This window comes from Mesorhizobium sp. M4B.F.Ca.ET.203.01.1.1 (assembly GCF_004791025.1).
Taxonomy (GTDB): Bacteria; Pseudomonadota; Alphaproteobacteria; order Rhizobiales; family Rhizobiaceae; genus Mesorhizobium; species Mesorhizobium abyssinicae.
The window spans coordinates 1-389 of the sequence record NZ_SRUO01000093.1 but is presented as its reverse complement, the minus strand read 5'-3'; the positions used below and the strand labels follow the sequence as shown (position 1 = coordinate 389).

Annotated in this window: 1 protein-coding gene; it reads left to right on the top strand. The window is 60.9% G+C overall.

Translation table 11 applies throughout. The features are described 5' to 3' along the window. Positions 1–389, top strand: a 389-nt coding sequence (locus tag EN846_RS33780) for an aldehyde dehydrogenase family protein (RefSeq protein ID WP_348630853.1), incomplete at both ends; no start/stop codon positions are given.

The window sequence follows — 389 nt, the reverse complement described above, 5'->3', positions numbered from 1 at the left end:
AACACCCTTCAATGCGATCTGCAGCAGTTTAACATGAATGTCCACACAGACTTCCACGCTGAAGCCAAGACGCTGAAATTCGAGACCAGGGCCTTCATTGATGGCGCCTATGTCGCGGCCCAATCGGGCGAGACCTTCGAGACGGTGAATCCAGCAACAGGCAAGTTGCTGGCCAACGTGGCTGCCGGCGGGGCGGCGGACGTCGATCTCGCGGTCAAGGCGGCGCGCCGCAGCTTCGAAGCCGGCACCTGGTCCGGCCTGCCGCCGCGAGAACGCAAGAAAGCCCTGCTGCGCTTTGCGGATCTGATCGAGAAACACAGCGCCGAGCTGGCGCTCATCGAAACGCTCGGCGGCGGCAAGCCTATCAACGATTCCATCAATGTCGACTT